We start from the raw sequence: 23,097 nt of genomic DNA on the forward strand, positions 1-23,097 counted from the left end.
ACGGGAGGGGCCGGCCGGGTCGAAGGCGATCCGGCCGGCCCCTCCTCGTGTCCGACGCGACGTCAGTTCGCGCCGGGGGAAGTCCAGTCGGCGGGTACGCGGGCGAGCCTGACGCGCTGGGGGTGGTCCCCCACGGCAACCGAGGCGACCCGCTCGCCGGTGGCGAAGTCGATGGCGGTGACCCGGTCGGCGCCGCTCTCGGAGACGACGCAGGCGGTGCCGTCGCCGCTCACGGTGGCCCAGTAGGGCTTGTCGGCGGGCACCAGCGGACCCTGCTCCAGGGTGGCGCGGTCGACGACGGTGGCGTAGTCGTCCATCGTGCCGGCGACACAGAGCTTCGCACCGTCGGGGCTGATCGAAAGGCCGTGGTGGCGCGAGTCGTTGACCCAGGTGGTGCGGTCGGGGTCGGTGTCGGGGCTGCCCGGCAGGGTCTTGAGGCGGGTGATGCGGTCGCTCTCGACGTCGTACTCCAGGAAGCCGTTGAGGAAGGAGACCTGGAAGTAGAGCTTCTTCTCGTCGGGGGTGAGGACGAGGGGCCGGACGGCGTCGGAGAGGTCGTCGCGGCCGAAGGCGTCGAGCCGGGAGCGCATGTCGATCACGCGGACGGTCTCGAAGGTGGCCGCGTCCACGACGGTGATCTTCCGGTCGCCCTTGGTCCAGTCGAGCCAGGGCGCGTCGAGGGCGGTGGTGACCTCGCCGATGGACATGTTCCAGAGCCGGCCGTCGGAGGTGAAGACGTTCTCGTGGGGCTTGTCGCCGGTCTTGAAGGAGCCGAGCTGCCGGCCGGTGGCGATGTCGAGGACGTGCACGGTGTTCGCGGTGGAGGCGGAGACGGCGACGCGGGTGCCGTCCGGCGAGACGGCCATGTGGTCGGAGCGGTAACCGGCCACCGGGAAGCGCCAGTTGACCTTCCCGGTGCGCAGGTCGAGGGAGACGACGTCGGCGAAGCTGGGGCGGGAGACGACCATGGCGGCGCCGTCCGGGGTGGCGTACATGTCGTCCACGAACTGGTCGTGGCCCTCGCCCGGACCCGTGCGGACGCCGAGGAAGAAGGCGAGCTTGACGGGGTCGAGGTGGATCTCGCGCAGGCGTTCCGCCTTGTCCGGGATGACGTTCACCCGGCCGACGCGGTGGAAGTCGCCGCGGGCGGCGATGACATCGGCGGTGCCGTCCCAGTTGTTGCCGACGAACATGACCTCGCGCAGGGGTCCGGCGGCGGGCGCGGCGGGCGGGGGTGCGGCGACGGCGGGGGCGAGCAGGGAGAGGGAGGCCGTGAGGGAGGCGGCGAGGGCGACCGCGAGACGGCGGGTCCGGGTCGTACGAGCCGAGGGCATGGGGCGCCTTCTTCCGTGTGGGGAGAGCGACTTACCGGAGGTAACCCGCAGGTAACCACGGACCCGGCGCACCCACAAGACGTCTCCCGCGCCCCTTCTCCCCCACCCCTCCCTGGCCCCGCCCCCGGCGGATGCGGGATCATGGAACCATCACCCGCAGAAGGGACGGAACGGACGATGAGGCACCGCAGTGTCGCGGACCTGATGACCCCCACGGCGGTCGCGGTCCAGCGCGGGACGTCGTTCAAGGAGATCGCGCGGCTCCTCGACGAGTACGGCATCACGGCGGTGCCGGTGGTCGACGAGGAGGACCGGCCGGTGGGCGTGGTCTCCGAGGCGGACCTGCTGCGCCGGCACACCACCAAGGACGGCCCCAGCACCGCCGAGGCGATGATGTCCAGCCCCGTGCACACCGCCCGCCCCTCCTGGACCGCCATGGAGGCGGCCCGGCTCATGGAGCGGCACCACGTCAAACGGCTGCCGGTCGTGGACGCCGGCGGACGGCTCATCGGCGTGCTCAGCCGCAGCGACCTGCTCCAGCTCTTCCTGCGCCGGGACCGCTCGATCCAGGAGGAGATCCGCGAGGACGTCGTCATGCGCATCCTCGGCCTCTCCCCCGCGGCCGTCCACATCGACGTCGACGAGGGCCGCGTCACCCTCAGCGGCACCCTCCACCGCAAGGACCTCGGCCCGCTCCTGGTCCGCCTCTGCGAGTCCGTCGACGGAGTGGTCGAGGTCGTCGACCACCTGGTCGTGGAGACACCGGAGGAGGCGGGGGAAGCCGGGGTGACCGGACAAGCCGGGGAGGCGGGGCGGGCCGGGCAGCCCGAGGAAGCGGGGGAGCCGCCGCGGTAGGGCGCGCGGCGGGCTCCTCGTACGCCGGCCTGGTCCTGGGCCTGGTTCCGGTTCCGGGCCTGACTTCGGTCCCGGTCCCGATGCAGCTCCTGGGCCTGACTTCGGTCCTGGCTCCGGTCGGGTCTCCGCTCCCGGATCCGGCCCTCAGGAGACCGCCTCCGGCCAGCCGTACCCGGGGCCGGTGCGGGAGGGTACGGTACCGGCGCCCGCCGCCTCGATCTCCCGGTCGGCCTCCCGCATGAGCTTGCCCGCCAGGTCCCTCATGGCCCGGCTCGCGGCCAGCTCGTCGCCGATCGCCGGCACGTCCGTGTCGGCCGGGTTGCGGCGGGCCGAACCGTGTCCGGTCCAGGTCGCCGTCCCCGTCTCCAGCCGGGCCTCCGCCTCGGTGCGGCCCGCCTCCTCGACCAGTTCCAGGCCGACCTTCCACTCCAGGGTCCGCGTCATGGTCTGCCTCCTCGCACGCCGTACGGCGCCGCCGGTGCCGTACGCACGACGCCCGGGGCGCTGCTCCCCCTCCCTTCCAGGATCCGCCCGCCCGGCCTGGAGCGCACGGGGACCGGCGGCCGGGCCGTGGAAGCGGGTGTTCCACACCGGGGCGGCGGGCACCACCCCGGAACGGAGACGGGGACGGAGCACTGAGGGAGACCGCATGCCCGGCCGGTTCGGCACACGCAGACGCCTGGAATGGCTCCAGGTCGCCCTCGCGGGACTCGGGGTCCCCGTCGGCCTGGGCGCCGGGGTGCTCCTCACCGAGCGGGGCGCACACGTCGGCATCGGACTCGCGGCGACGGCCCTGCTCCTGATGGGCACCGCGACGGGCCTCGCCCGCCTGGACGCCCTCCTGGAACGGCACCCCGCCCCACCCTCCCACCACCACCGCACCCCTCAAGACGGCGACGGCCGGGACACGGACCCGGTCCTCTAGGCCGTTCCCTTCGGATCGCCCTGCGAGCGCTCCGTCGGCCCGGCCGCCGAGGACACGGTCTCAGCCGCTGAGCAGCACGCGAGCGGCGCGGGCGAGGAACCGGACGTCGGTCAGGGCCTTCGGCGGCAGTTCCATGTTCACGACCCTCATGTACCGGGCGTTCACCTCGGCATCACGGACGGACGCCTCGGTGAGCCGGTCCGCGACCCACTTCTGCGCACGGTAGCCACGGGGGTAGGGGCCCGTCACGTGGGGCTGCGCGAGATCGGCGGCCGTGGAAAGCTGCCAGGCGCCGTCCACGACGGCTTCGGCGAGCCGGAAGTAGTCCCAGGAGGGAACCCGCGGCGAAGAGGTGGAGCGCAGGTAGGCGCCGAGGGCGTTGGCCTGGAGCGCCGCCAGTGTCAGGCCCTGGCCGTAGACGGGGTTCACGCTCGCCAGCGCGTCCCCGACGACGGCGAGGCCGCCGGGAAACCGGCTCAGGCGGGAGTGCACCCGGCGGCGGCTCTCGACGAACCGGTACGTCCTGACCTCGCCGAGCATCTCGCAGCCCTCGGCGACCGTCCTGATCGGGGCGACGCAGCGGCGCATCCTGCGGAGGAACTCCTCGCGATCCGACCCGGGACGGTGATCGGCGTAACCGGCCAGGACGACCGACCAGCGGTCTCCCTCCACCGCCGCCAGGGCACCCGGTTCGGTCAGCGTGGGCCGGTAGTCGCCGGCAGGCCCCGGGCTGGAGTGGGCGATGACGGTGCTGCCCAGCTCGTCGCCCCGGCGGAACGCGGCCGTGGCGTAACCGAGGTCGACCCGCATGCGGTCGACGGGCGCCTTGCTCCAGCCGTGCCGGACGAGCCAGTCCTCGAGCGGGCTGTTCCGTCCCATCGCGTCGACGACGAACTCGGCGTCGAGCGTCTCGCCCTCCCCGGTCCGGCCGTCGGTCCCGGGCACCGTGGTGGTCACGCCGACCACCCGGCCCTCCCGGAGTACGAGGTCGGTGGCCTGCGCCCGGCTGAACCGTACGCCCTCGACCGCGGCGACCCGGCGCCGCAACCGGCTCTCCAGGAACGGCCTGGTGGCGCCGAGCATGCGTGCCCCCGCCACCGGAGCCTTCAGACGGCCGTCCAGGTAGAACTGCACGTCGTCGCCCTCACCGAGCCGGGCGCCGGCCTCGACCAGTTCGCCGGTGATCCCCGGGAACCACCGCTCCAGCTGCGTGTGGCCCATGGACAACAGGGCGTGCAGCTGATGCCGTTGGGGGACGCGTCGCCCGAGCCCGTCGTCCCCGATGACGTCGGGCTCCACCACCACGACGTCCTCGAAGTGGTCGCTCAGCACACGGGCGGCGAACAGCCCCCCGTAGCTTCCGCCCATGACGACGGCCCGCTTCACATGAACCCCCACCTCAGCACAACGGCCGATCCCTTGCGCGCTGTTGATCCGAGGACACTACCCCGCCCCGGAAGCCTCCTGGGGGCCGGTGCCGCGGGCCCGCGTCCGGTCTCGCCGACCGAGGCGCTTCAGGCGGGCGGGGCAGGCGGCCAGTTCGGGGCGGGGTCCTGGGGCAGCAGGGGGCGCAGGGCGCCGACCGCCGCGCCGATGCAGGTGTCCCGCAGTTCGGTGCGGGTGCAGGTCTCCTGCGTGAGCCAGTCCACGCACAGGACCTGGACGAACACGAGCCAGGCCTTCAGCGCCCCGGAGACGGCGGCGCGCGTGCGGGGGTCGGCGAGCGGGAGCACGCCGAGCAGGCGTGAGCGCAGGGCGTCGAGTTCGTCCGTCATGATCGTCCGGACGACGGGGTCGCCCGCCAGCACCCGGTTGGCGGCGAGGACGGCGTGGCGGTGGGCGATGAAGTAGTCGAGGTGGGCGTCCAGTCCCTGGGCGAGCTGCTCGACGAGCGTGGCGCCGGGGTCGAACGTGGTGGCCTCCAGCAGCCGGTCGGCCGCCTCCTGGTAGACCGCCGCGAAGAGGGCGTGCTTGCTCGGGAAGTGCCGGTAGAGCAGGGCGCGGGAGACTCCGGCCTGCCGGGCGACGTCCTCCATCAGCACGTCGTCGTAGGGGGCGGCGGAGAAGAGCCGGGCGCCGACGGCGAGCAGTTGGGCACGGCGGTCGGCGGGGGTCAGACGTCGGCGAGGGGGCACACGTCCAGGCTACTTGACATGTGTCTACCAAGGGGGACTAGGTTGAAGCTAAGTAGACACGCGTCAACCAGGGGAGCAGAAGCCATGGCCAAGACACTCCGGGTGCTCGCATGGGCGATGGGTCTCGCCTGCACGGCGATCGGACTGTTCCACGTGGTCGGCGGCAACGCCACGATCCCGGGCGAGGCCGACGCCGGCCCCACTCTGGACAGCCTGGGCCGGTTCTTCGGCGCGATCTTCGCCGGGTACGGTCTGGCCTGGCTGTGGGCGGCCCGGCAGGACCCCGTCCCGGCCACGGCGGTGCGGTGGCTCGCGGCGGTGTTCCTGCTGGGCGGTGTGGGGCGCTTGCTGTCCCTGGCGGTACACGGGTGGCCGCACGGTTTCCAGGTGGCCCTGACCGTGATCGAACTGGTCCTCCCGCCCCTCTTGTTGTGGCTCGCGGACGCCGACGAGCGGGCCTCCCGAGAGCGGCGGACCCCAGGCGCCCCGGCCGCCGGCCCGTCCCTTCCGGACCCCGCCTGACCCCCGCCGTTTCCCGGTACGGCCGCCCCTGGCGCAGGCGATCGGTCCGAGCGCCCTCCTGCTGCTCGACGCCACCGGACCGACGGGGAACATGACGACATCACAGTCTCGCGGTCACCCCCACCTCCCCGCGACCTCGCGCCCCCGCGACCTCGCGAACCCGGGAGCCTTCGCGCGGGTGTCCCCGTACCGCTCCGAGCGGTACGGGGACACCCGCGGGGCCTTCCCGGGCGACGCGTCCAGGCGGCGTACCCGTTGGGCGTGTCCGCCGGGCGTATCGGGAGGTGCGTCTAGGAGGTGCGTCGCTTCAGGGAGTCGCGGGCCCGGTCGGCGTCCTCCCGGGTCTTCTCGGCGGCCTCCCGTGCCGCGCCCTTCGCCTGGTCGGCCTTGCCCTCGGCTTCCATCCGCCGGTTGCCGGTGACCTTGCCCGCGGCCTCCTTGACCTTGCCCTTGCCCTTTTCCATTCCGCTCTTGGCCATGGTGCGGTTCCTTTCTCGTCAGGCGTGTCGCGTACGGTCCCCGCCGTCGGCGAAGGCCCGGACGATCGCCTCCGAGAAGGCGTCGAGGTCCCCCGGCCTGCGGGAGGTGATCAGGGGGTGGTCCCCGGAGGCGTCGACGACGACCTCCCGGTCCTGCCAGGTGGCTCCGGCGTTCTCCAGGTCGGGGCGCAGTGAGGGGTACGAGGTCAGCTCGCGGCCCCGGGCGAGCCCGCTGTCGACGAGGAGCCACGGTCCGTGGCAGATGGCGGCCACCGGTTTGCCGGCCCGTGCGAAGGCTCCGACCAGGCGGCGGGCGTCGGCGTCGGTGCGGAGCACGTCGGCGTTCAGGGTGCCGCCCGGCACGACGACGGCGTCGTAGCCGTCCGCCGTCGCCGCGGCGAGCGTCGTGTCGGGGGTGACGGCGGCGCCGGGGTGGCGGTCGGAGACGAGGGTGCGGACCTCCTCGTCCTTCTGCGCGGCCACTGTGACCCGGGCTCCGGCCTCCCGGAGGACGGTCATCGGCCGGTGCAGCTCGTCCTGCTCCGTCCCGTAGTTCGTCGTGAGGACGAGGACGTGCCGTCCGTCGAGTTCTCCGTGGTGGGACACGGTGCGTCTCCTCTCCGCTGCGCTGTCGCGTTCCCCCTTCGCTTCCGCGCCTCACCCGTCACGGGTCCCCCAAACATCTTCGGTACGTTTCCGGACGCTCCCGGACGTATCCGCGCATCCCTCCGGGTCCGGTGCGCATGTTCCGGGGAACGCCGGGCACCCGCGCCGGTACCGGATTCCCGTGCCGACACCGACCCGGCCGTCCGGCCCCGCAGGCAGCGGAGGTGCCGCCATGGTCCCCCTTCTTCTCGTACTCCTCCTGATCCTGGTGCTGTTCGGCGCGGGTTTCGCCGTCGACGTGCTCTGGTACATCGCCCTGGCGGTGCTGGTGGTGTGGCTGCTCGGCTTCCTGCTGCGCAGCGGCAACGGCCGCTGGTACCGCTGGTAGGACCCGTAGGACCCCTCGCAGTCCGCCCACCCCTTCACCCGCTCGGCGCGGGCGGCGGGACCGGACGGCCCGTACCGGCCGTCGCCCGCCGCACCGCGACGAGCGCGGCGTCGTCACCGAGCCGGCCTCCCGCGTACGTCAGGAGGTCGGCCCGCAGCCGTTCCAGCAGGGCCGCCGGGTCGTCCTGGGCGGCCGCGGCGGCCCAGGCGGCGAGCCGTTCCGTCAGCGGGTAGAAGGCGCGCGAGCGGTCCCGCGCCTCGGTCACCCCGTCCGTGTGGAGCAGCAGGACGTCCCCGGCGGCGAAGGGAAAGGTCTCGACCGTGACGTCCGCCGCGAGGACGTCCGAGAGGCCCAGCGGCGGGCCCGTGCCGGTCCCCTCCAGGGGGGTCACGCGGCCCCGGCCGATGAGCAGCGGCGGCGGGTGGCCGCAGTTCACGAGGCGTACCACCGGCTCGTGGTCGGGGACGTCGAGCACCAGGGCGGTCACGAACGCCTCGTCCACGCCGTCCGCCGCCGCTCCCCGGGCCCGCTCGGCCGGACCGACGCCCGCCTCCAGCCGTCCGACCAGTTCCCGCAGTCCCGGTTCGCGGCGGGCCGTGACCCGGAAGGCGCCGAGGACGAGCGAGGCCTCGCTGATCGCGTCGAGCCCCTTGCCCCGGGCGTCGCCGATCAGCAGCCGGGTCCCGGAGGCCGTGCGGGCCGCCGCGAACAGGTCGCCGCCCACCTGGGCCTCCTCCTCCGCCGCCAGGTACACCGAGGCGATGCGCAGGGGGCCGGCCCGTTCGGGGAGCGGCGGCAGGACGACGCTCTGGGCGGCGTGGGCGATCGAGCGCAGCCGCGCCATCCGCTTCTCGTCGCGTTCGCGCAGGTGGGCGAAGAAGGTGGCGATGACCGAGATCAGGACGAGGGCGACGATCTGGTAGGTGTGGTTGAGGTCCGTGACGCTGGTCCGCGCGAGCGCCACCACCGTCTGCGCCACCACCGCGACCGCTCCCACGAGCGCCGTCGTCCGGGGACCCGCGAAGGACGCCGTCACCGCCGGCGCGGCGATCAGGAACGGGCCCAGGTGCACCTCGGGCGGAACCAGGACGTCCACGACCGTGACGGCCGCGATCAGCGCGAAGGGCACCGCGAGCAGCCACCGCCGGGAGGGGCGGGGAGCGTGGTCTCGCCGGAAGGGGTGCACGTAAAAGGCATACCGCAGACGCCGGGGCGTGTCCTGTCGCCACCCCTCTCCGCCCCCCGTCCCCCGCAGCCGTCCCCCGGCCCCGCGCACCCGTCCCCGCACGTCCGGGGCGGGACGGCCCGTGTCGTACGCGTCGCCCCGCCCGCCCCGCCGTGCGGGTCAGTCCGCGTCCTTCCTGGTGAAGGTGCCGATGCCGCTCGTGTCGAGGTTCTCGACGCGGACCTTGTCGGCGCGTCCGCCGGATCCGAGGGTGAAGGTCACGCCGGACGGGCCGACGGCCATCTCGCCGGTGGTGCGGTAGAAGAAGGTGTCGCCGTCGTAGTGGTGCAGCACGAACCGCTGCTCCTCGGGGCCGAGCCGCATGGTGAGCTCGTCGTCCTCGGCGCCGATGGTCAGCGGGCCGTAGAAGTCGTTGGCGTACGTCCCCGTATAGGCGGCGTCCTCCTCGGCGGGGGCGGGTGAGGCCGGGGGCTTCTCGTAGTCGGTCTCGGAGCGTTCCGCCTGGAGGGTCTGCCGGAAGACCGGGCCGAGGAAGGCCAGCCAGTCGACGGTCGGGCCGCCGGTGGAGGCGGTCTCCATGAAGGTGGTGGTGATCGCCTCGGGCACGCCGATCGGCTCGCCGTTGGTCAGGACGACGATGCCGAGCTTCTCGCCGGGCAGCAGGGCCACGTTGGTGGCCGCTCCCAGCGCGAAGCCGCCGGAGTGGCCGAGCTTCAGCCGGCCCTGGTCGTCGTAGCCCACGTTCCAGCCGAGGCCGTAGAAGCCGGTCCTGCCCGCGGGCGAGCGGGGCGGCTCGGAGACCGTGTGCGGCAGGTGGGTCCGCTCCAGCGCGTCGGCGGCGACGACCCGCCGTCCCTCGAAGGTGCCGTCGCCCAGCTGGAGGCGCAGCCACTTCGTCATGTCCCGGGCGGTGGAGCTGGCGCCGCCCGCGGGGCTCTGGGCGTCCGGGTCGCGCACGTACTCGGAGCTCCAGGTGTCCCCGTCCCTCACGTGCAGGAAGGCCCGGTCGTCCGCCTTCTCGTAGTCGGCGAAGGACGAGCTGGTGGAGTCCATGCCGAGCGGCTCGTACACCTTCTCGGCGGACAGCTCCTCCCAGCTGGTCCCCGCGGCGCGCGCGGTGGCGACGGCGGCCTCGGTCAGCCCGAAGTTGGTGTACGCGTAGTGGGCGCGGAAGGGCGCCAGCGGCTCGTGGCGGAGGTGGCCGAGGATGTACGCCCGGTCGTAGCCGAGGTCCTCCAGGACGTCCCCGGCGTGGTCGGGCAGTCCGCTGCGGTGCGAGAACAGGTCGGCCAGGGTGACGTGGCGGGTGACCCACGGGTCCTTCAGGGCGAAGCCGGGGTCGTGCTCGACGACCGGGTCGTCCCAGCCGACGGTCTTCTCGCCCACGGCCGCGGCGACCACGGTGGACGCGAGGGGCTTGGAGACCGAGGCGAGCTGGAAGACGGTGTCCGGTCCGACCTCGTCCTCCGTGCCCGTCTTCCGCAGGCCGAACCCCTTCAGGTACAGCACCTCGTCGTCGTGGACGACGCCCACGGCGACCCCGGGCACGCCGGTGCGGCGCATGGCGTCCCGTACGACGCCGTCCAGCCGGTCCACCGCGGCCCGCACGTCGTCCCGGCTGATCCGCGCCGGCGGCCGGGCGGGCGGGACGGTGGGCAGCGGAGACGTCGCGACGACCGCCCGCCCCATGACGGCGGCGCGGTCGTCGGCCCCCGTACAGCCGACGGCCAGCGCCGCCACCAGGCCCACCGCCGCGGTCACGCGCAGCGGACGGGGGCCCGCACGGTCGATTCCTGACATGCCCCCCATCGAAATCCCGGCCCCCGCGCCTGTCACGCCCGGGCGGGCCGTTCAGGCGATCCGGCGCACGCGGGACCGGTCTTCGACTCCCACTCATTGCAACGCTTCATTGCCTTCAAACTTCCTGCCATTGCATCAATTACCCTTCATCTACCTGCATTAACGCGATTCGTTGCTTGACGAGATCGTAAAGGCAACGTAGCTTTCAGTTGTCTTCGAACGTCCCGTACCGCGAGATAGCTGAGGAAGAGCCCATGAGCGCGTCGCTCCACACCGTCCCGTCGCTGCCGGCCGAGCGCAGGCCCGGCTGCCCCTTCGACCCGCCGGCCGAGCTGCTCGAAGCCCAGCAGCACGGGCCCATCAGCCGCTACACCCATCCCGGCGGGAAGCCCGGCTGGATGATCACCGGATACGACCTGGTGCGCTCGGTCCTGGCCGATCCCCGCTTCAGCTCGCGCAAGGACCTCCTGAACGTCGTGGACTTCGAGCTCCCGCCCGCGCCGCCCGGCGAGTTCCTCCTCATGGACGACCCCGAGCACAGCCGCTACCGCAAGCCGCTGGTCGGCCGGTTCACCGTGCGGCGGATGCGGATGCTCACCGAGCGGATCGAGCAGATCACCGCCGAGTGCCTGGACGCGATGGAGGCGGCCGGTCCGTCGGCCGACCTCGTGGCCGCCTTCGCCAAGCCCATCCCCACCATCGTCATCTGCGAGATCCTCGGCGTGCCCTACGAGGACCGGGCGTCCTTCCAGGAGCAGATCGACGCGTTCATGGGCGGGGAGGTCAGCGACGAGGAGCTGATCGCCGCCTACACCGCGACCCAGGAGTACCTGGCCCGGCTGGTGGCCGCCAAGCGCGCGAACCCCACCGACGACGTCCTCAGCGAGCTCACCGACAGCGACCTGACCGACGAGGAGCTGAAGGGCATCAGCCTGATCCTCCTGGCGGCCGGCTTCGACACCACCGCCAACATGCTGTCCCTCGGCACCTACGCCCTCCTGCGGAACCCCGACCAGTTCGCCGCGCTGCGCGACGACCCCGCCCTCACCGACGGGGCCGTGGAGGAGCTGCTGCGGTACCTGAGCGTCGCCAAGACGTTCCACCGGACGGCGCTGGAGGACGTGGAGCTGGGCGGCCGGACCATCGAGGCCGGGACGACGGTCGTCCTCTCGTTCCACACTGCCAACCGCGACGCCGGGCGCTTCGCCGACCCCCACGCCCTCGACCTCGGCCGGCAGGCCGGCGGGCACCTGGCCTTCAGCCACGGCATCCACCAGTGCCTGGGCCAGCAGCTGGCCCGCGTCGAGATGCGGGTCGCGTTCCGCGCGCTCGTCGACCGCTTCCCCACCCTCCGGCTGGCCGTCCCGGCCGAGGAGGTCGCCCTGCGCCCGGAGAGCGCGGACATCTTCGGCGTGAAGAGCCTCCCGGTCACCTGGGACGCGAAGTGACCGCGCCCCGCCTGACCGCCGACCGGGACCGCTGCATCGGCGCGGGCATGTGCGCGATGACCGCCCCCGAGGTCTTCGACCAGGACGACGACGGCCTCGTCCTCCTCCTCCACCCCGAACCCCCCGCCGACCACCGGACCGCCGCCCGCCTCGCCGTCGGTCTCTGTCCCTCCGCCGCCCTCGCCCTCCACGACCCGGCCGCCGGGGATCCGTAGGGGTCCCGGCCCGGCCGGCAGCCGACCGACAGCCGTCGGACGGCACGAGTTTCCGACGAGGAGCAAAACGTGGGAAGTCCGTTGACGAAGGTCTCCGGGGTCCGCTGGGGAGAACTCCGCGACGCGACGGGGGCCGGGGCGGGCGGCGTCCCCTCCCTCCTGTCCCGGATCGCCCACGGGGACGAGGACACGGCCCGCACCGCCGTCGAGGAACTCGGCGACGCCCTCTGCGCGCTGGGCTTCGTCGTCGGCGAGGCGACGGCGCCCGCGGTCCCGTTCCTCCTGGAACTGGCCGGCTCCCCTCAAGTCGCCTGCACAGCAGACCTGTTGGAGCTGCTGGAAAGCATCTGCCGGACCGAGCAGTGGCACTCCGCCGCCGCGTCGGCACGGAACCGCGCGCACGCGGCGGACCACCGGCGGCAGACCGGCTGGGAGGCGGCCGCAAGGGCGGCCGTCCACGCGGGGCGGTCGGTCGTCGAGGGCCTCGCCTCCTCCGTACGCCCCGAGGAGGCGGCGCCCGCCCGGAAGTTGCTGCGGGCGATGGACGAGAGCCCTCCGTTCCGGTGAGGGGCGGGGGGGGCGGGGTGGGGCGGGGTGAGCGGTACGCGGGGAAAACCCGGAGGAGCGTACGGCGGCGCGCTGCTACGGTCGGGCTCCATGAGCTGGCTTCCCGACGACTTCGTCCACCCCGTCCTGGTACCGCTGCCGGGCGGCGGCCATCACCTGCGGCCGATCCGGGAGGCGGACACCCCGCTCGACTACCCCGCCGTGATGGGTTCGCGCGAGCGGCTGTGGACCATGTTCGGCCCGGCCTGGGGCTGGCCCGCGGCCACCATGACCTACGAGGCCGACCGGGCCGACCTGTTGCGGCACGAGAAGGAGATCGCCGCGCACGAGTCCTTCAACTACGCGCTGTTCGACGCGGCGGAGACGGCCCTGCTCGGCTGCGTCTACATCGACCCGCCGGAGAAGGCCGGCGCGGACGGCGAGATCTCCTGGTGGGTGGTGGACGAACTGGTGGGCAGCGAGGTCGAGCAGGCCCTCGACGCGCTGGTGCCGCGGTGGATCGCCGCCGACTGGCCGTTCGAGCGGCCGCGCTTCATCGGCCGCGAGACCTCCTGGCAGGACTGGCTCGCCCTGCCGGAGCATCCCGGCCACTGAGCGGCGGCACCCGACCCGGACACCGGTCGTCCGCCCCCGAGCCGGACGCCGGCCTCCGGCCGCCGCGAGCGACGCCGCCCGGCGCTCCTCGTACGGGCCGCACCAGCCGGGGACGCAGGTCGTCCGCGCCGGGAGGTCGTCCGGCGAGAACCCTCAGGAAGGACCGCGAAGGCGGATGGGGGCGGGAAGCGAAGACGGCGCACCCGTGGCGGGTGAACGACCGGGGCGGCCCCGGGACGCCCGCGCCGGGACGGTCCTGTCGAGGCGATCCGGCGCGTCCGCCGGATCCGCGTGACCTTCGCCGCCGCGGGGTCGATACTGGCCACGAGGGCCGGTCGAGCCTGCCCGCGGCAAGGAGGATCCACATCCGACCCACCGTCGTCGCCGTCGGCGCCCCCGGTCTCCGTACCGGGAGGAGCCGCCCCGGAGCGCCGTGGACCGCCACGGCCGAGTTTCACGCGCACAGCTGGTGACCCGCACGGACACGGGTCGGACGCCCATCGGTACAGCCTCGCGAGGAGACCGCATTGAAGATGCTCATCAACGTGCCGGAGACCGTCGTCGCCGATGCCCTGCGGGGGATCGCCGCCGCCCATCCGGAGCTGACCGTGGACGTCGAGCGGCGGGTGGTGGTGCGGCGGGACGCGCCGGTCGCGGGGAAAGTGGCGCTGGTGTCGGGGGGCGGGTCGGGGCACGAGCCGCTGCACGCGGGGTTCGTGGGGCCGGGGATGCTCGACGGGGCCTGTCCCGGGGAGGTGTTCACGAGTCCGGTGCCCGACCAGATGGTGCGGGCCGCCGCCGCGGTGGACAGCGGGGCGGGGGTGCTGTTCGTGGTGAAGAACTACACCGGTGACGTGCTGAACTTCGAGATGGCGGCGGAGCTGGCCGAGGACGAGGGCATCCAGGTGGCCAAGGTCCTCGTCGACGACGACGTGGCCGTGGCGGACAGCCTGTACACGGCGGGGCGGCGCGGGACGGGGGCCACCCTGTTCGTGGAGAAGCTGGCGGGGGCGGCGGCCGAGGAGGGCATGCCGCTGGAGCGGGTGGAGTCGCTGGCCCGGCGGGTGGTCCGGCGGTCGCGGTCCTTCGGGGTCGCGCTGAGCTCCTGCACCACGCCCGCGAAGGGGAGTCCGACCTTCGACCTCCCGCCGGGCGAGCTGGAGCTGGGGGTGGGGATCCACGGCGAGCCGGGCCGGGAGCGGCGCGGGATGATGACCGCGCGGGAGATCGCCGAGGTCGCCGTCGACGCCGTCCTGGACGACCTGCGGCCCTCGGACCCGGTGCTGCTGCTGGTGAACGGGATGGGCGGGACGCCGCTCCTGGAGCTGTACGGGTTCAACGCCGAGGTGCGGCGGGTGCTGGACGCGCGCCGGGTGCCGGTGGCGCGGACGCTGGTGGGGAACTACGTGACCTCGCTCGACATGGCGGGCTGTTCGGTGACGCTGTGCACGGCCGACGAGGAACTGCTGCGGCTGTGGGACGCGCCGGTGGCGACGGCCGCGCTGCGCTGGGGCCGGTGAGCGGGCGATGAGCGGGACGTACGGCGCCGGGTTCGCGGCGCGCTGGATGGCGGCGACGGCGGAAGCGGTGGAGCGCGAGGCCGGGCGGCTGACCGAACTGGACGCGGCGATCGGCGACGCCGACCACGGCGCCAATCTGAGGCGCGGGTTCGCCGCCGTGGCCGACGCCCTGGCGAAGGAGCCGCCCGCGACACCGGGCGCGGTCCTCGTGACCGCCGGACGGCTGCTGATCTCCACGGTCGGCGGCGCGTCCGGGCCGTTGTACGGGACGCTGCTGCGGCGGGCCGGGAAGGCGCTCGGCGAGGCCGGGGAGGTGACGCGGACGGAGCTCGCGGACGCGCTGGCCGCCGGGGTCGCCGCCGTCGGGCAGCTCGGCGGGGCCGTGGCGGGCGACAAGACGATGCTGGACGCCCTGGAGCCGGCGGTGGCGGGGCTGCGCGAGTCCTTCGCCGCCGCGCGGGCCGCGGCGCGGGACGGCGCGCTGGCGACCGTACCGCTGCGGGCCCGCAAGGGGCGGGCCGCCTATCTCGGCGAGCGTTCGGTGGGGCACGAGGATCCGGGAGCGGCGTCCTCGGCGCTGCTGTTCGACGCGCTGGAGGAGGTGGCCGCCGGATGAGCGGGGAAGGGATCGGCAGGGGAGGGACGAGCGGGGAGCGGGCGGGCGGGGGGCGGGTCGGGATCGTGCTGGTCTCGCACAGCGCGGCCGTCGCGGACGCGGTGGCCGCGCTGGCCCGGGGTCTCGCCGGGGGCGGTGACCTGGCGCCGGTGGCGGCGGCGGGCGGCGCGCCCGGCGGGGGGCTCGGCACGAGCGCCGATCTGATCGCCTCGGCGGCGAAGGACGTCGACGGGGGCGCCGGGGTGGCGATCCTGGTCGACCTGGGCAGCGCGGTCCTCACCGTGAAGGCCCTGCTCGCCGAGGGCGACGAACTGCCGGAGGGGGCGCGGCTGGTGGACGCCCCGTTCGTGGAGGGCGCGGTGGCGGCGCTGGTGACGGCGAGCGCCGGCGGCGACCTCGACGCGGTGGCGGCCGCGGCCTCGGAGGCGTACGCCTACCGCAAGGAGTGACGGACGGCCGGGGTGGCCCTGCGGAGGGCACCCGGAGGACACCGGACCGCGGAGGAGTGACGAACGGCACAGGGGCGGACCGCCCCGTCTGGGTTCCACGCCGACGGGGCGGTCCGGGTCCGAGCAGCAGCCTGCAAAGGACGGGTTCCACGCTAGCCGCGGGGTCTGACAACGGGCCTGACGACGGGGTCTCCCGGAACGCGACGGGACGACCCCGCATTGTGATGATGCTGCTCAACCCACTACTGTCACACCGCCTTGGTGTTCGGGAAACCGGTGCAGTACCGGTGCGGCCCTCGCCACTGTGATCGGGAGGTCGGGCTCCGTCCCTCAGGGGAAGCCACTGCTCCGCCGCGGGAGACCGTCGCGGGGTGGGAAGGCGGAGTCGGACGTCACTACCGTCAGCCAGGAGACCGGCCAGGGCGCGTTGTCCATCCACGAGGTGCTGGAGAGGGTCTCCCGATCATGCATATAGCCGAGGGGTATCTGCCCCCCGTCCATGCGGCCGCCTGGGGCGTCGCATCGGCCCCGTTCGTCGTCCACGGCGTCCGCGCGCTCACCCGCGAGGTGCGCGCCAACCCCGAGTCCACCCTGCTGCTCGGCGCCTCCGGCGCCTTCACCTTCGTCCTTTCCGCGCTCAAACTGCCTTCGGTGACGGGGAGTTGCTCCCATCCGACGGGGACGGGGCTGGGCGCCATCCTCTTCCGGCCGCCGATCATGGCGGTGCTCGGCACGATCACGCTGCTGTTCCAGGCACTGCTGCTCGCCCACGGCGGGCTGACCACCCTGGGGGCGAACGTCTTCTCCATGGCGGTCGTCGGCCCGTGGGCGGGGTACGGGACGTACCTGCTGTGCCGGCGGTCCGGCGCCCCGCTGATGGTGGGCGTGTTCCTCGGCGCGTTCGTCGCCGACCTGTCCACGTACTGCGTGACCAGCGTGCAGCTGGCGCTCGCCTTCCCCGACCCGGGCAGCGGTGTGGCGGGATCGCTCGCCAAGTTCGGCGGGATCTTCGCGCTCACGCAGATCCCGCTCGCCGTGAGCGAGGGACTGCTGACCGTCCTGGTGATGCGGCTGCTCGCGCAGTCCAGCAAGGGCGACCTGCTGCGGCTCGGCGTGCTCGGCCGGCCGGAGCCGAAGCGGCACGAGGGGGCGGCGGCGTGATGAGCCGGAATGCGAAGATCAACGGCCTGCTGCTCCTGCTGGTGGCGGCGCTCGCGGTGCTGCCGCTGGCGCTCGGTCTCGGCGACCACAAGGAGGAGCCGTTCACCGGCGCCGACGGGGAGGCGGAGACGGCGATCACGGAGATCGAGCCGGACTACGAGCCGTGGTTCAGCCCGCTCTACGAGCCGCCGTCCGGCGAGATCGAGTCGGCACTGTTCTCCCTCCAGGCGGCCCTGGGCGCCGGATTCCTCGCCTACTACTTCGGGCTGCGGCGCGGCCGGCGGCAGGGCGAGGAGCGGGCCGCGGCCCGCGCGGAGGCCGGCGCGGCCGCCCCGGACGAGGACGCGTAACCGCCGATGCTGCCCATCGACGCGGCGGCGCACAGCAGCCGCTGGCGCCGCCGCCATCCCGTGGAGAAGGCCGCGCTCGGGCTCGGTCTGACGCTCTGCGCGGTGTGTCTGCCGCCGTGGCCGGGGGCTCCCCTGGTCGCGGCGGCCACGCTCGCCGTGCTGCTCGGTCCGGCCGCCGTGCCGGGCCGGCAGCTCTGGCGCGCCTTCCGGATCCCCCTGGGCTTCTGCGTCACGGGCGCGGTCCCGCTGCTGTTCGCGGTGGGCGGGCCCGGCGGACCCGTGTCCTGGGCCCCGGACGGGCCGGTGCACGCCGGGGAGCTGCTGCTGCGGACGGCGTCGGCCTCGCTCGGGGTGCTGCTGTTCGCCTTCACCACGCCGGTGTCGGACGTGCTGCCCCGCCTGGTGCGGGCCGGGGTGCCGGCGCCGGTGGTGGACGTGGCCCTGGTGATGTACCGGATCGTCTTTCTGCTGCTCGACGCGCAGGCGAAGGTCCGCAGGGCGCAGGCGGCCCGGCTCGGGGCGACCACCCGGGCGGCCGTGTGGCGGTCGCTCGCCGGGCTCGGCGCGACGTCGTTCGTGCGGGCCTTCGACCGGGCGCAGCGGCTCCAGAACGGTCTGGCCGGGCGCGGTTACGACGGGACCCTGCGGGTCCTGCTGCCCGGGGCGCCGGTCTCCCGGCCGTTCCTCGCGGCGACGGGCGCCCTGCTCTGCGGGCTCGTCGCCCTCACCCTCGTACTGGAAAGGTTCCTGCCATGACGCCCCCGACCCCGGTCGTGGAACTGGTGCGCGCGAGCTTCGCGTACGAGGACGGGCCGGCCGTCCTCACGGACGTCGGCCTCGCCGTGCCGGAGGGCCGGGCGGTCGCGCTGCTCGGGCGCAACGGCGGCGGGAAGACGACGCTGCTGCGGCTGCTGAGCGGCGGGCTGCGCTGCGGGAGCGGGGCGCTGCTCCTGGACGGCGCGGAGGTGACGTACGACCGGAAGGGCCTGACCCGGCTGCGGACCTCGGTGCAACTGGTGGTGCAGGACCCGGACGACCAGCTCTTCGCGGCGTCGGTGGCGCAGGACGTGTCCTTCGGGCCGATGAACCTGGGCCTGCCGGAGGACGAGGTGCGGCTCCGGGTGACGGAGGCGCTGGAGGCGCTGGACATCACGGCGCTCGCGGACCGGCCGACCCACCTGCTGTCCTACGGGCAGCGCAAGCGGGCGGCCATCGCGGGGGCGGTGGCGATGCGCCCCCGGGTCCTGATCATGGACGAGCCGACGGCCGGGCTCGATCCGCACGGGCAGGAGCGGCTCCTGGAGACCCTGGAGCGGCTGCGGGCGGCGGGCACCACGGTGGTCATGGCCACGCACGACGTGGACCTGGCCCTGCGCTGGGCCGACGAGGCGGCCGTCCTCTCCCCCGCCGGACTGCGCACCGGCCCGGCCGCCGGCCTCCTCGCGGACGACGCCCTCCTCGACGCGGCGCGCCTGCGCCGCCCGTGGGCGGTGTCCGTGGGCCGGCTGCTGCGCTCCCGGGGCCTGCTGCCGGAGGGCGCGCCGGGCCCGCGGACGGCGGAGGAGCTGGACGCACTGCTGGACCGGGTGGGCTGAGCGCGCCCCCGGTACGGGCTCCGGCGGCGACGCGCCGGAGTCCGTGCCGGGGCGGACGGGCGGGCCGGCAAGGTCCCCGCCGGTGAGGGAAGCCTTTCTACCGAGTAGTAACCATCACATCCCGATCCTTCTGCAACTAGTTGCATAACCGGTCGCACGTCGCCTACAACAGGATCCGACGATCCCTGCGCGAGGAGGCGCCCCGTGACCGCGACGACCCCGTACCCGCATCTGCTCAGCCCGCTCGACCTCGGGTTCACCACCCTGCCCAACCGGGTGATCATGGGCTCGATGCACGTCGGCCTGGAGGAGGCCGAGCACGGCTTCGAGCGGATGGCCGCCTTCTACGCCGAGCGGGCGCGCGGCGGGGCCGGGCTCATCGTCACCGGCGGCATCGCGCCCAACGAGGCCGGGCGGCCGTGGGACGGCGGCGCCAAACTCACCACCGCCGAGGAGGTCGCCGAGCACCGGCTGATCACCGACGCCGTGCACGCCGAGGGCGGCCGGATCGCGATGCAGATCCTGCACTTCGGCCGGTACGCCTACCACCCCGGCCTCGTCGCGCCGAGCGCGATCCAGGCGCCCATCAGCCCCTTCGTGCCGAACGAGCTGACCGACGACGAGGTCGAGCAGACCGTCGAGGACTACGCCCGCTGCGCCGAGCTCGCCCGGGAGGCCGGGTACGACGGCGTCGAGGTGATGGGCTCCGAGGGCTACCTGATCAACGAGTTCATCGCCGCCGCCACCAACCACCGCACCGACCGCTGGGGCGGCTCCTACGAGAACCGGGTCCGCTTCCCGCTGGAGATCGTCCGCCGGATCCGCGAGCGGGTCGGCACCGACTTCATCCTCGTCTACCGGCTCTCCATGCTCGACCTGGTGCCGGGCGGCTCCACCCTGGAGGAGGTAGTCCGGCTCGCCGAGGAGATCGAGGCGGCCGGCGCCACGATCATCAACACCGGCATCGGCTGGCACGAGGCCCGCATCCCCACCATCGCCACCTCCGTGCCGCGCGGCGCCTACACCTGGGTGACGAAGAAGCTGATGGGCGCGGTGGGCGTCCCGCTCGTCACCTCCAACCGCATCAACACCCCCGAGGTCGCCGAGGAGATCCTCGCCGACGGCCGCGCCGACCTCGTCTCGCTCGCCCGCCCCTTCCTCGCCGACCCCGCCTTCGTGAACAAGGCCGCCGCGGACCGCGCCGAGACCATCAACACCTGCATCGGCTGCAACCAGGCCTGCCTGGACCACACCTTCAACCTCAAGATCACCTCCTGCCTGGTCAACCCGCGCGCCTGCCACGAGACCGAGCTGGTCCTCTCCCCCACCCGCCTCGCCAAGCGGATCGCCGTCGTCGGCGCCGGACCGGCCGGCCTCTCCTGCGCCGTCTCCGCGGCCGAACGCGGCCACGCCGTCACCCTCTTCGACGCCGCCTCCGAGATCGGCGGCCAGCTGAACGTCGCCAAGCGGGTGCCCGGCAAGGAGGAGTTCCACGAGACCCTGCGCTACTTCCGGGTGCAGCTCGCCGAGCACGGCATCGACGTCCGCCTCGACACCCGCGTCACCGCCGCCGACCTCGACGGCTTCGACGAGGTCGTCGTCGCCACCGGCGTCACCCCCCGCGACCCCGGCATCGAGGGCCAGGACCACCCGAGCGTCCTCACCTACCTCGACGTGCTCCGCGACGGCGCCCCGGTCGGCGAGCGGGTCGCCGTCATCGGCGCCGGCGGCATCGGCTTCGACGTCGCCGAGTTCCTCACCGACGGCGGCGAGGGCGCGAGCCAGGACCCCGAGACGTACTTCCGCCAGTGGGGCGTCGACACCTCCTACGAGAACCGCGGCGGACTGCGCGAGCCCGAGCGGAACGCGCCGCCGCGCCGGGTCCACCTCCTCCAGCGCAAGACCACCAAGGTCGGCGCCGGACTCGGCAAGACCACCGGCTGGATCCACCGCACCGAGCTCAAGCACCGCGGCGTCACCATGGTCGCGGGCGTGACCTACGACCGCATCGACGACGAGGGCCTGCACCTCACCGTCGACGGCGAGCCGCAGGTGCTGCCCGTCGACACCGTCGTCCTCTGCTCCGGCCAGGAACCGCAGCGGAGCCTGTACGAGGAGCTGGTCGCCGCCGGCCGGACCGCGCACCTCATCGGCGGGGCCGACGTCGCCGCCGAACTGGACGCCAAGCGGGCCATCGACCAGGGCACCCGGCTCGCCGCCGCCCTGTGAGGGGGAGGACGGACCCGGCCTGACCCGAAGGACACGACCTAGGATGCGCGCATGTCCCTCCCGCACGCGATCCTGACCGCGCTGCTCGAGAAGCCCTCCTCCGGGCTCGAACTGACGCGCCGCTTCGACCGGTCGATCGGCTACTTCTGGTCGGCCACGCACCAGCAGATCTACCGCGAGCTGGGCCGCCTGGAGGAGGCGGGGCACATCCGCGCCCTGCCCTCCCCCGTGCCGGCCCGCGGGCAGCGCAAGGAGTACGAAGTGCTGCCCGCCGGGCGGGAGTCGCTGCGGGAGTGGGTGGGCGCGGCCGAGGACCCGAAGCCGCTGCGGTCCGCGCTGCTGCTGCGGATGCGGGCCGCGGCCGTGGTCGGCACCGCCGGGCTGCGCGCCGAGCTGGAGCGCCATCTCGCGCTCCACCGGGCGCAGTTCGAGGAGTACGCCGCCATCGAGGAGCGGGACTTCCCCGCCGGGCGGCGCACCGCCGAGCCCGACCGGCTGCGCCACCTCGTCCTGCGCGGCGGGATCGAGCTGGAGCGGTTCTGGCTGGAATGGCTCGGCGCCGCGCTGGAGGAGCTGGGCCCCGGGGAGTGAGGGCGGGCCGGGTGCCGGGGAGCGGAAGGGGTCCGGCCGCCGCACCCCGTGGATACTGGTCGGCATCAGGCGCATCCCAGACACGGAAGGGGCGGGTATGGCCGACGACTTGGGCCGCCGCGGGACACGTCACGCGGTGGTCATCGGGGGAAGTCTCGCCGGACTGCTGGCCGCACGGGTCCTCGCGGACCACGCGGAGAAGGTGACGGTCGTCGAGCGCGACCGGCTGCCCGAGGGGCCGGAGCAGCGCCCCGGGGTGCCGCAGGGCCGGCACCTGCACGTGCTCATCGCGGGCGGCCAGACGGCGCTCGACGAACTGCTCCCCGGTTTCATGGACGAGCTGCGGGAGCTCGGCGCGCCGAAGGTGGGCATGCCGACCGACATGGTCCAGTGGCAGAGCGGCCAGTGGTTCGCCCGGCTGCCCGCCTCCGCGCACTTCTACAGCGGCCCGCGCCCGCAGGTGGAGTGGCTGGTGCGGCAGCGGGTGCTGGCCGACCCGCGGGTCGAACTCGTCGAGGGCACCGAGACGGTGGGTCTGGTCGGCGACGCGTCCCGGGTGCGGGGCGTCCGGCTGCGCGGGCGCGGCGGGAACGGCGGGCGCGAGACCCGCGTCCTCGACGCCGACCTGGTGGTGGACGCCTCCGGCCGGTCCACGAAGGCCCCGGACTGGCTGGCCGCGATCGGCGCGGAGGCGCCGCACGAGGAGACCCTCGACACGGGCCTCGCCTACGCCTCGCGGGTCTACCGGGCGACGGACGCGGTGCCCGCGACGGACGCGCTCGGCTACTACATCGTGCCGGGCCCCCGGCAGCCGTACGGCGGGGTCATCGTCCCGCTGGGCGACGGGCGGCACATCGTCACCCTCTCGGGGCTGCGCGGGGACGAACCGCCCACCGACGAGGGCGGGTTCGAGGAGTACGCGAAGCGGCTGCCGCACCCGGTGCTGAGCGAGTGGCTGGCCGGCGCCGAGCCGGACGGGCCCGTCCACGGCTTCCGGAACACCGCCAACATCCGCCGCCGGTACGACCGTCCGGGCCGCCGCCCGGCCGGTTTCCTCGCCATCGGCGACGCGCTGTGCGCCTTCAACCCCATCTACGGGCAGGGCATGGCGGTCGCCGCGCTCAGCGCGGTCGCGCTGCGCCGCGCGCTGGCCGGAACCCGGCGGGTCCCGACCACGCGCCGGGTCCAGCGGCAGCTCCTCGACGCGTCCCGGCAGGCCTGGGACATCTCGGCCGGCGCGGACAAGAAGATGCCGGGCGCCCGGGGCGACGCGGCCCGGTCGAAGCCGCTCGACCGGCTGACCGACCGGTACATGGCGCGGATCCAGGCGCACGCGGCGGGCGGGGCGGCGGTGGGGGTCCCGTTCCGGGCCGCCCTGACCCTGACGGCCCCGCTCAGCGGGCTGTTCGCGCCCTCGGTGGTGCGGGCCGCCCTCTTCACCCCGGTCCCCGAGACCCCGGAGCAGCCGCCGCTGCACCTCGACGCCTGACCGGCCGGGCGGGTCCGGCGGAGGTCCGGCCGGTGCCTCCCGC

26 protein-coding genes and 1 riboswitch are annotated in these 23,097 nt (G+C 74.1%); of the genes, 18 read left to right on the forward strand and 8 right to left on the reverse strand.

The window, feature by feature from the left end; translation table 11 throughout:
• Positions 1–62: 62 nt before the first annotated feature.
• Positions 63–1,334, reverse strand: coding sequence for a YncE family protein (locus IE326_RS23465; RefSeq protein WP_190042897.1), 1,272 nt, complete (start codon positions 1,332–1,334; stop codon positions 63–65).
• A gap of 177 nt (positions 1,335–1,511) precedes the next feature.
• Between IE326_RS23465 and IE326_RS23470 the strand changes: the two genes are divergently transcribed.
• The gene (locus IE326_RS23470; RefSeq protein ID WP_150226704.1) at positions 1,512–2,189 is read left to right on the forward strand and encodes a CBS domain-containing protein; all 678 of its coding nucleotides are present in this window, start codon (positions 1,512–1,514) and stop codon (positions 2,187–2,189) included.
• 144 nt (positions 2,190–2,333) lie between these two features.
• On the opposite strand, the gene IE326_RS23475 is transcribed toward IE326_RS23470, so the two are convergent.
• Entirely contained in the window at positions 2,334–2,633 is a 300-nt protein-coding gene (locus tag IE326_RS23475) for a DUF1876 domain-containing protein (protein ID WP_150226705.1), read from the reverse strand.
• 205 nt (positions 2,634–2,838) lie between these two features.
• On the opposite strand from IE326_RS23475, the gene IE326_RS23480 reads away from it, so the two are divergent.
• Complete coding sequence (locus IE326_RS23480) at positions 2,839–3,114, forward strand: hypothetical protein (RefSeq protein WP_190042898.1); 276 nt, start codon at positions 2,839–2,841, stop codon at positions 3,112–3,114.
• Positions 3,115–3,174: 60 nt separating this feature from the next.
• Here the strand turns inward: IE326_RS23480 and IE326_RS23485 are convergent, their stop codons facing one another.
• Both IE326_RS23485 and IE326_RS23490 read right to left on the reverse strand, forming a co-directional pair.
• Complete coding sequence (locus tag IE326_RS23485) at positions 3,175–4,500, reverse strand: FAD-dependent monooxygenase (protein WP_229915585.1); 1,326 nt, start codon at positions 4,498–4,500, stop codon at positions 3,175–3,177.
• A 128-nt stretch (positions 4,501–4,628) separates the two neighbouring features.
• Complete coding sequence (locus IE326_RS23490) at positions 4,629–5,249, reverse strand: TetR/AcrR family transcriptional regulator (RefSeq protein WP_190042899.1); 621 nt, start codon at positions 5,247–5,249, stop codon at positions 4,629–4,631.
• Between the two features lie 84 nt (positions 5,250–5,333).
• Between IE326_RS23490 and IE326_RS23495 the strand changes: the two genes are divergently transcribed.
• Positions 5,334–5,771 carry a DUF4345 domain-containing protein gene (locus tag IE326_RS23495; RefSeq protein WP_190042900.1) on the forward strand — a complete coding sequence of 146 codons (438 nt, stop codon included), beginning with the start codon at positions 5,334–5,336 and terminating at the stop codon, positions 5,769–5,771.
• Between the two features lie 290 nt (positions 5,772–6,061).
• On the opposite strand, the gene IE326_RS23500 is transcribed toward IE326_RS23495, so the two are convergent.
• Together IE326_RS23500 and IE326_RS23505 are read right to left on the reverse strand one after the other, a co-directional pair.
• On the reverse strand, positions 6,062–6,250 hold the full coding sequence (locus IE326_RS23500; RefSeq protein ID WP_190042901.1) for a CsbD family protein: 189 nt from the start codon (positions 6,248–6,250) through the stop codon (positions 6,062–6,064).
• Positions 6,251–6,268: 18 nt separating this feature from the next.
• A complete protein-coding gene (locus tag IE326_RS23505) occupies positions 6,269–6,856 on the reverse strand; it encodes a type 1 glutamine amidotransferase domain-containing protein (protein ID WP_190042902.1) in 588 nt (195 codons plus the stop codon).
• A gap of 232 nt (positions 6,857–7,088) precedes the next feature.
• On the opposite strand from IE326_RS23505, the gene IE326_RS23510 reads away from it, so the two are divergent.
• The gene (locus IE326_RS23510) at positions 7,089–7,244 is read left to right on the forward strand and encodes a hypothetical protein (RefSeq protein WP_030757512.1); all 156 of its coding nucleotides are present in this window, start codon (positions 7,089–7,091) and stop codon (positions 7,242–7,244) included.
• 34 nt (positions 7,245–7,278) lie between these two features.
• On the opposite strand, the gene IE326_RS23515 is transcribed toward IE326_RS23510, so the two are convergent.
• Positions 7,279–8,430 carry a PP2C family protein-serine/threonine phosphatase gene (locus IE326_RS23515; RefSeq protein WP_190042903.1) on the reverse strand — a complete coding sequence of 384 codons (1,152 nt, stop codon included), beginning with the start codon at positions 8,428–8,430 and terminating at the stop codon, positions 7,279–7,281.
• A 159-nt stretch (positions 8,431–8,589) separates the two neighbouring features.
• Positions 8,590–10,230, reverse strand: a complete 1,641-nt coding sequence (locus IE326_RS23520; RefSeq protein WP_373310252.1) for a serine hydrolase — start codon at positions 10,228–10,230, stop codon at positions 8,590–8,592.
• A gap of 254 nt (positions 10,231–10,484) precedes the next feature.
• On the opposite strand from IE326_RS23520, the gene IE326_RS23525 reads away from it, so the two are divergent.
• The 14 genes from IE326_RS23525 (at position 10,485) to IE326_RS23590 (ending at position 23,054) form a co-directional block, all read left to right on the forward strand.
• A complete protein-coding gene (locus IE326_RS23525; RefSeq protein ID WP_150226714.1) occupies positions 10,485–11,678 on the forward strand; it encodes a cytochrome P450 in 1,194 nt (397 codons plus the stop codon).
• Entirely contained in the window at positions 11,675–11,893 is a 219-nt protein-coding gene (locus IE326_RS23530; protein ID WP_150226715.1) for a ferredoxin, read from the forward strand. The genes IE326_RS23525 and IE326_RS23530 overlap by 4 nt, the downstream gene beginning before the upstream one ends.
• A gap of 69 nt (positions 11,894–11,962) precedes the next feature.
• Positions 11,963–12,460: a hypothetical protein gene (locus IE326_RS23535; protein WP_190042905.1), complete on the forward strand. Its 498-nt coding sequence runs from the start codon at positions 11,963–11,965 to the stop codon at positions 12,458–12,460.
• A gap of 90 nt (positions 12,461–12,550) precedes the next feature.
• A complete protein-coding gene (locus tag IE326_RS23540) occupies positions 12,551–13,054 on the forward strand; it encodes a GNAT family N-acetyltransferase (RefSeq protein ID WP_190042906.1) in 504 nt (167 codons plus the stop codon).
• A gap of 527 nt (positions 13,055–13,581) precedes the next feature.
• Entirely contained in the window at positions 13,582–14,574 is a 993-nt protein-coding gene (gene dhaK, locus IE326_RS23545; RefSeq protein ID WP_150226718.1) for a dihydroxyacetone kinase subunit DhaK, read from the forward strand.
• Between the two features lie 7 nt (positions 14,575–14,581).
• Entirely contained in the window at positions 14,582–15,190 is a 609-nt protein-coding gene (dhaL, locus tag IE326_RS23550) for a dihydroxyacetone kinase subunit DhaL (RefSeq protein ID WP_190042907.1), read from the forward strand.
• On the forward strand, positions 15,187–15,639 hold the full coding sequence (locus IE326_RS23555) for a PTS-dependent dihydroxyacetone kinase phosphotransferase subunit DhaM (protein WP_190042908.1): 453 nt from the start codon (positions 15,187–15,189) through the stop codon (positions 15,637–15,639). Before dhaL ends, IE326_RS23555 begins: the two co-directional genes overlap by 4 nt.
• A 242-nt stretch (positions 15,640–15,881) precedes the next feature.
• Positions 15,882–16,075, forward strand: a riboswitch (cobalamin riboswitch).
• A gap of 29 nt (positions 16,076–16,104) precedes the next feature.
• Positions 16,105–16,800: an energy-coupling factor ABC transporter permease gene (locus IE326_RS23560; protein ID WP_150226720.1), complete on the forward strand. Its 696-nt coding sequence runs from the start codon at positions 16,105–16,107 to the stop codon at positions 16,798–16,800.
• Positions 16,800–17,150, forward strand: coding sequence for an energy-coupling factor ABC transporter substrate-binding protein (locus tag IE326_RS23565; protein ID WP_190042909.1), 351 nt, complete (start codon positions 16,800–16,802; stop codon positions 17,148–17,150). The genes IE326_RS23560 and IE326_RS23565 overlap by 1 nt, the downstream gene beginning before the upstream one ends.
• 6 nt (positions 17,151–17,156) lie before the next feature.
• A complete protein-coding gene (cbiQ, locus tag IE326_RS23570; protein WP_190042910.1) occupies positions 17,157–17,906 on the forward strand; it encodes a cobalt ECF transporter T component CbiQ in 750 nt (249 codons plus the stop codon).
• The gene (locus IE326_RS23575; protein WP_150226723.1) at positions 17,903–18,745 is read left to right on the forward strand and encodes an ATP-binding cassette domain-containing protein; all 843 of its coding nucleotides are present in this window, start codon (positions 17,903–17,905) and stop codon (positions 18,743–18,745) included. The genes cbiQ and IE326_RS23575 overlap by 4 nt, the downstream gene beginning before the upstream one ends.
• Before the next feature lie 204 nt (positions 18,746–18,949).
• Positions 18,950–20,974 (forward strand): NADPH-dependent 2,4-dienoyl-CoA reductase, encoded by a 2,025-nt coding sequence (locus IE326_RS23580; RefSeq protein WP_190042911.1) that lies wholly within the window; start codon positions 18,950–18,952, stop codon positions 20,972–20,974.
• Positions 20,975–21,025: 51 nt separating this feature from the next.
• On the forward strand, positions 21,026–21,565 hold the full coding sequence (locus tag IE326_RS23585) for a PadR family transcriptional regulator (RefSeq protein WP_150226725.1): 540 nt from the start codon (positions 21,026–21,028) through the stop codon (positions 21,563–21,565).
• Between the two features lie 97 nt (positions 21,566–21,662).
• Complete coding sequence (locus IE326_RS23590; RefSeq protein WP_190042912.1) at positions 21,663–23,054, forward strand: FAD-dependent oxidoreductase; 1,392 nt, start codon at positions 21,663–21,665, stop codon at positions 23,052–23,054.
• Positions 23,055–23,097: the final 43 nt, after the last annotated feature.

Origin of the sequence: Streptomyces filamentosus (assembly GCF_014654895.1) — a bacterium.
Classification (GTDB): Bacteria; Actinomycetota; Actinomycetes; order Streptomycetales; family Streptomycetaceae; genus Streptomyces; species Streptomyces filamentosus.